Origin of the sequence: Marinomonas balearica (genome assembly GCF_004362145.1) — a bacterium.
GTDB classification, from domain to species: Bacteria; Pseudomonadota; Gammaproteobacteria; order Pseudomonadales; family Marinomonadaceae; genus Marinomonas; species Marinomonas balearica.
The window spans coordinates 498,601-504,698 of sequence record NZ_SNXC01000010.1; the positions used below are offsets into that span (position 1 = coordinate 498,601).

4 protein-coding genes are annotated in these 6,098 nt (G+C 43.9%); 2 read left to right on the forward strand and 2 right to left on the reverse strand.

The features are described 5' to 3' along the window. The first annotated feature begins 84 nt into the window (after positions 1 to 84). Positions 85 to 672, forward strand: a complete 588-nt coding sequence (locus DFP79_RS07445) for a methylamine utilization protein (protein ID WP_133503295.1) — start codon at positions 85 to 87, stop codon at positions 670 to 672. Positions 673 to 742: 70 nt separating this feature from the next. Here the strand turns inward: DFP79_RS07445 and DFP79_RS07450 are convergent, their stop codons facing one another. Together DFP79_RS07450 and DFP79_RS07455 are read right to left on the reverse strand one after the other, a co-directional pair. Next, a complete protein-coding gene (locus tag DFP79_RS07450) occupies positions 743 to 1,597 on the reverse strand; it encodes a universal stress protein (protein WP_133503296.1) in 855 nt (284 codons plus the stop codon). A gap of 28 nt (positions 1,598 to 1,625) precedes the next feature. Further along, a complete protein-coding gene (locus DFP79_RS07455) occupies positions 1,626 to 3,119 on the reverse strand; it encodes a SulP family inorganic anion transporter (protein ID WP_133503297.1) in 1,494 nt (497 codons plus the stop codon). Positions 3,120 to 3,518: 399 nt separating this feature from the next. Here DFP79_RS07455 and DFP79_RS07460 point away from each other — a divergent pair. Further along, positions 3,519 to 6,098: retention module-containing protein (locus tag DFP79_RS07460; protein ID WP_166637663.1), on the forward strand; the 2,580-nt coding region annotated here is incomplete at its 3' end.

A 6,098-nucleotide genomic window follows, 5' to 3' on the forward strand; every position in this document is an offset into this window, starting at 1 on the left:
TAGATGATTCTGTTTGTGGTGAATGCTTTGATTTAGCGTTATTGTTATGTTTATTGCCGTTTAATTCATATTTTGGAAGAAAACATGATCAAAAAATTGAGTGCTTTACTAATAGTTGTTCCCTTTTCAGCTCAAGCTCAAAATCTTGTTCTGGTTGATCAGGATGGAAGGCAGGTAAAAGATACTATAGTGTCTCTTCTCGATCTTGAAGAGGATACACCTGATGAAATTGAGATAATGGATCAAAAGCATAAACAATTTGTTCCTCATGTGATGGCTGTTCAAAAAGGTCAGAAAGTTGCGTTCCCTAACAGTGATAATATTCGTCATCATGTCTACAGTTTTTCCCCAATAAAACCGTTTGAAATTAGGTTGTATCAGGGTGAGGTGCCCCCACCGCCAGTGGAGTTTGATGAGTCAGGTCTTGTTGTGCTTGGCTGTAATATTCACGACGATATGATTGGCTATATTTATGTGGCTGATAATCACCCTGTACGGTTGTCAAACGAAAGTGGCATTGTCTCCATTCCTGACTCATACAATGGCCGACTTGGAGTGTGGCATGAGCTCCTTGAAAGTGGGGATTTAGAAGTGAAAGAATACGGAAGTGGTTGGAGTCAAGGAGTAGAGCTTTCTATTAACTTGCTTCCGTCGTTTGATGATGGTTTTTGATGTGACTTCTTTTAAAGAAAAGCGTTTTCAACTGAGCTGAAAGCGCTTTTCTACTATATAGAGTTCTTTTTTATCTTAATATCAATAGCGGTATCTCGCTTTCTGCAATCATTTTATTCGTATTACTTCCTACAAAGAACTGCCTGACTTTAGAGTGGGCGTATGCTCCCATGACTAACAGTTCAATGTTGTTTTCCTTTTTGTACTCCATCAATGTTGGGTAAATGTCTCCATTAAGGAGCGTCGCTTCTACCTCGAAACCTTCGGATGTAAGTAGGTTTTTTGCGCTGTCTATTTTATGTCTCGTATCTTCGTTAGCTCTCGAAGCTACCATGACTAAATGACATTTTAGCCCTTTAAGAAGAGGGCTTTTAACGATCTTCTTTATCGCGTTGTCAGCGGCTTCGCGACCGTCATAAGCGATCATGAAATTGCTGGGAGACGAGAAGGAGGGGGTGGTAACTAAAATGGGTGAGTGTAAGCGACGAGCTGCTGTCTCTAAATGCGAACCAATAGTGTGGTTATTTGCGTTTGAAGATTTACCTCCTCTGCCTATAACCACCAATCTAATAGTGCTCTCTAGCTCCAGAAAACTGTCGACAATATCGCCGTGCCGTTGGAGGGTTTCTATGGGGTAGGAGGTGGTTTGTTCTGCTTGCTTTTTAGCGGCCTGCAATAGAATTTTTCCACTTTCTGATGCAAGTTTAGAACGTTTCTCGTCAAGCTCCGTAAGCTCTGATAATAAGTGTTCGCGGGAGCTAAAACCAATGGCTCCAGAAAGGTCGGACTTAGATTTGCTTTCTCTCTTCTCTATCGTGTGAAGAAGAGTCAGTGGTGCGTCTAAGTTCATAGAAGCCCAAGCTGAAGCGCTTATCACGTCGGCTGTAATGTCCGACTCATCAATTCCCGCGAATACTTTTATCATTGTTATTCTCCAGTCATTTTTGGGCGAACTAGTGGCCGCCCATTAATTTCTCTACTTCTTCAGGTTTGTCGTGAACCCCAAATTTGTCAACAACCGTAGCGGTGGCTTCGTTCATTCCAATAACTTCCACTTCAGCGCCTTCTCGTCTGAATTTGATGACGACTTTATCCAGTGCGGATACTGCGGTAATGTCCCAAAAATGCGCTTCTGACAGATCAATTGTGATGTGGTCAACGACTTCTTTGAAATCGAAACAGCTTGTAAATTGTTCTGACGATGCAAAGAATACCTGACCAACTACTTTGTAAGTCCTTTTGTTGCTAGTAGCTTGATCTTGGTTATTCTTCACGACCATGAAACGACCGATCTTGTTTGCAAAGAATAATGCAGCTAATAACACGCCGACAAATACACCAAGTGCTAGGTTATGCGTCGCTACCACAATAGCAACGGTAGCGAGCATAACGACATTCGTTGAAATTGGGTGGTGTTTGAGATTGATTATGGACTCCCAAGAGAAGGTTCCGATGGATACCATGATCATAACTGCAACTAATGCTGCCATAGGGATTTGTTTTATCCATTCATCTAAGAAAACTACCATGATGATGAGGAGTGTGCCGGCTATAAAGGTTGATAGTCGGCCGCGACCGCCAGACTTTATGTTAATAACCGATTGTCCAATCATCGCACAACCTGCCATGCCTCCCATTAAGCTTGCGCCAATGTTTGCAATTCCTTGACCCTTACATTCGCGATTGCGATCACTGGTTGTGTCTGTCAGTTCGTCAACGATGGTGGCAGTCATCATGGACTCTAATAGGCCAACAACGGAAAGTCCCAATGAATAAGGTAGGATGATCCAGAGTGTTTCTAGGTTTAGTGGAACTTCTGGCCATAAAAAGATGGGCAGCGAATCCGGAAGGTCACCCATGTCTCCAACAGTGCGAATATCCAATCCAACCGTCATAGCAAACGCAGTTAAAAGAACGATGCAAACTAATGGGCTTGGAACCGACTTGCCTATAACAGGTAGATAGGGAAATAGATAGATAACACCTAACCCTGCTGCAGTCATGGCATATACATGCCATGTGACGTCTGTCAGCTCGGGTAGCTGAGCCATAAAGATCAAAATGGCGAGCGCGTTAACAAACCCGGTAACGACGGACCGGGAAACGAATCGCATTAAACTTCCAAGCTTAAGGTAGCCAGCTAAAATCTGGAATACGCCACAAAGCAAACTGGCCGCTAATAGATATTGTAGACCGTGTTCTTTGACGAGAGTGACCATCAACAACGCCATTGCACCGGTCGCTGCAGAGATCATGCCTGGACGGCCACCCATAAATGCGATGATAACTGCAATACAGAAAGAAGCGTAAAGACCAACTTTAGGGTCTACGCCAGCAATAATGGAAAAGGCAATGGCCTCTGGTATAAGTGCTAAAGCAACAACGGTGCCGGACAGTGTGTCTCCTTTGATGTTGGAAAACCACTCTTTCTTCATTGTGTCTATCATGAGTTACCTTAATTTGGGGTAGACCTTGAGTTCAGTAAACATTACGCAGCTTTTAGAAGTTACATATTTAGACGACATGCGTCGTAACATTCTTTTTTATCGTTACGCTTTTAATATCGAACTAAGTTAGGAGGCCTGAACGTAGACCTCTGCGATTGGGATTTTGGGTGATTATAGATAGTTCCGTTTTTATAGGCAATTTTGATACTGATAGTTTTGCCAAATTGAGGATTAACTCTCCAAATGTAAGCGGAGGTTTCGACACATATTGGGCTACTTACATTTGTTTACATTTGTTTGCTCTAAGTTTAACGATATGTACCAAGGTACAATAGAAACTCTTGACCGTTGCAACTAAAGTGCTACATAGACAAAATTTTTATTTGTAGGATAAGTAAAATGAGCGACAACCAAGTTTCTTTCGCAACACTAGGTAATGCTGTTGGTTTTGTAACCCAAGTATCAGGGACCGTAAAAGTTCAATCCATTGATGGCCAAGAGCGTATTATTAATCCTGGTGATCCAATATTTTATGGCGAGACGGTTGTAGCAGTTGGAGGTGGTAGTGCCACGATTGAATTTGTTGATGGCACGCAAATTATTGTAGCGAATCAATCGGTCGTTGAAATTACCGATGAAATTTTTAGTTTTGACAATGTCGATCAAGAGCTGGTCGCTGATTCATCATCTGAAGCCGATGCACTACAAGAAGCCATTTTAGCTGGTCAAGACCCTACCTTAATTCAGGATGCGCCAGCAGCAGGTGAAGAGACTACAACAGGTGAGGAAGAGCAGCGTTTTGATGTGTCAGTCAGTCGCTCAAATGATGACAATAGTTTGCCAACGTTCGGTTATGATACGGACAACGAAAGATCTGTGCTTGCTGGCGGAACAACTACAGGTGGGGCCGATTATTACGGTACGAGCTCCTACGATGTTCCTTCAGAAGAAAACGCGTCTCCAGGTACAGGTAATCCTGATGAAAGTATTAGTAAGCCAGTTGTTGCGCTTTCCTCTGAAAGTGATTCAGGCGTTTCCCAAAGTGATAATCTGACAAATGACACTACAGCGACGTTCACGTTAACAAATATAGATTCTGACGTTGCTCTTGTTGAAGTGTTTAATGGTGCTACGTTAATTCAATCTACTACTGAAACAAGTGGTATCAGTAGCTTTACTACTGGCTCGAATGGTCTCTCTGAAGGCGAGAATACAATTACCGTTAGAGTTACTGACTCTTCAGGCAATTCTTCGACTTCAGACGCAGTGGTTGTCACATTAGATACTTCTGCTGACGCGGGTACTGTATCAGTAGATTCAATAACAGCCGATGACATGATTAATGCAGTAGAAGCGGCAGGAACGATTACCGTAAGTGGCGTGGCGTCAGGCGGTGATATATCAGAAGGCGATTCTGTTTCTCTTGAAGTCAACGAAACGACCTATACAACGACAGTCGGCGCAGATGGCACTTGGTCTGTTGATGTCGCGGGTTCTGATTTAGCTGCGGACACTGAGTTTGATGCAGTTGTGACGTCTAGCGATGATGCAGGCAACAGTGTTGAAAGTATAGGTAGCTCTGCTCATACACTTGATACATCCTCTCTTTCTATAAATTTAGATATCGATCCAATTACTGATGACTCTATTTTAAATGCTGTTGAAGCGGGTGGTAATGTCACTGTAACAGGTTCAGTGACGGGTGATGATTTTGACTCAGGTGATGTAACGCTCACAGTTAATGGTACGAAATACCAAGGCGAAGTGACGAATGGTCAGTTTGCTGTTGTTGTTGCTGGCTCTGACCTTGAAGCAGATGACGAAAGTCTTGTTGATGCTAGCGTGTCCGTATCTAACGCGATCGGGCAAACTGGCACGACAACTTCTACTGAAGCTTATCTTGTAGATACAAGTGCGATTGCGACTATCCGTGTTGACTCCATCTCTCCTGATGATGTGATTAATGCCCAAGAGGCAGGTTTAACGGTTACGGTTACCGGTCGTGTTGGCTTCGATGCCCATGCGGGAGATACCGTTACAGCTGAAATTAACAACACGCCTTACACTGCGACCGTTCAAGCGGATAAAACATGGTCTGTCGAGGTTGCTGGTTCTGATTTGGTTGCAGATGCTGATGCTACCCTTGTTGCTAGTGTAAAAGGACAAGATGGCTCAGGCAATGCATACTCGGCATCTACTTCTTCAACTTATACGGTTGATACAGCAGCAACCGAGGGTACAGTGACGGTTAACGACATCACAGAAGATGATGTTATCAACGCTCAAGAAAGCGGCGAGACGATCTCTGTAACGGGTACTGCGAAAGATGGCGATATCGCTTCTGACGATAGCGTCAAAATGACCATCAACGGCAAAGAATACAGCACCACTGTGAGCGCAGATGGCACTTGGTCTGTTGATGTCGCGGGTTCTGATCTTGCTGCGGATACTGAGTTTGATGTTGTTGTGACGTCTAATGATGATGCAGGAAACACGGTTGAAACGACTGGTTCGTCTAGTCACTCAGTAGACCTTGCAGCAACCGAGGGTACAGTGACGGTTAACGACATCACAGAAGATGATGTTATCAACGCTCAAGAAAGCGGCGAGACGATCTCTGTAACAGGTACTGCTAAAGATGGTGACATCGCTTCTGACGATAGAGTTGAAATGACCATCAACGGCAAAGAATACAGCACCACTGTGAACGCAGATGGTACTTGGTCTGTTGATGTCGCGGGTTCTGATCTTGCAGCGGACACCGAGTTTGATGTTGTTGTGACATCTAGTGATGATGCAGGAAACACGGTTGAAACGACTGGTTCGTCTAGTCACTCAGTAGACCTTGCAGCAACCGAGGGTACAGTGACGGTTAACGACATCACAGAAGATGATGTTATCAACGCTCAAGAAAGCGGCGAGACGATCTCTGTAACAGGTACTGCTAAAGATGGTGACATCGCTTCTGACGATAGAGTC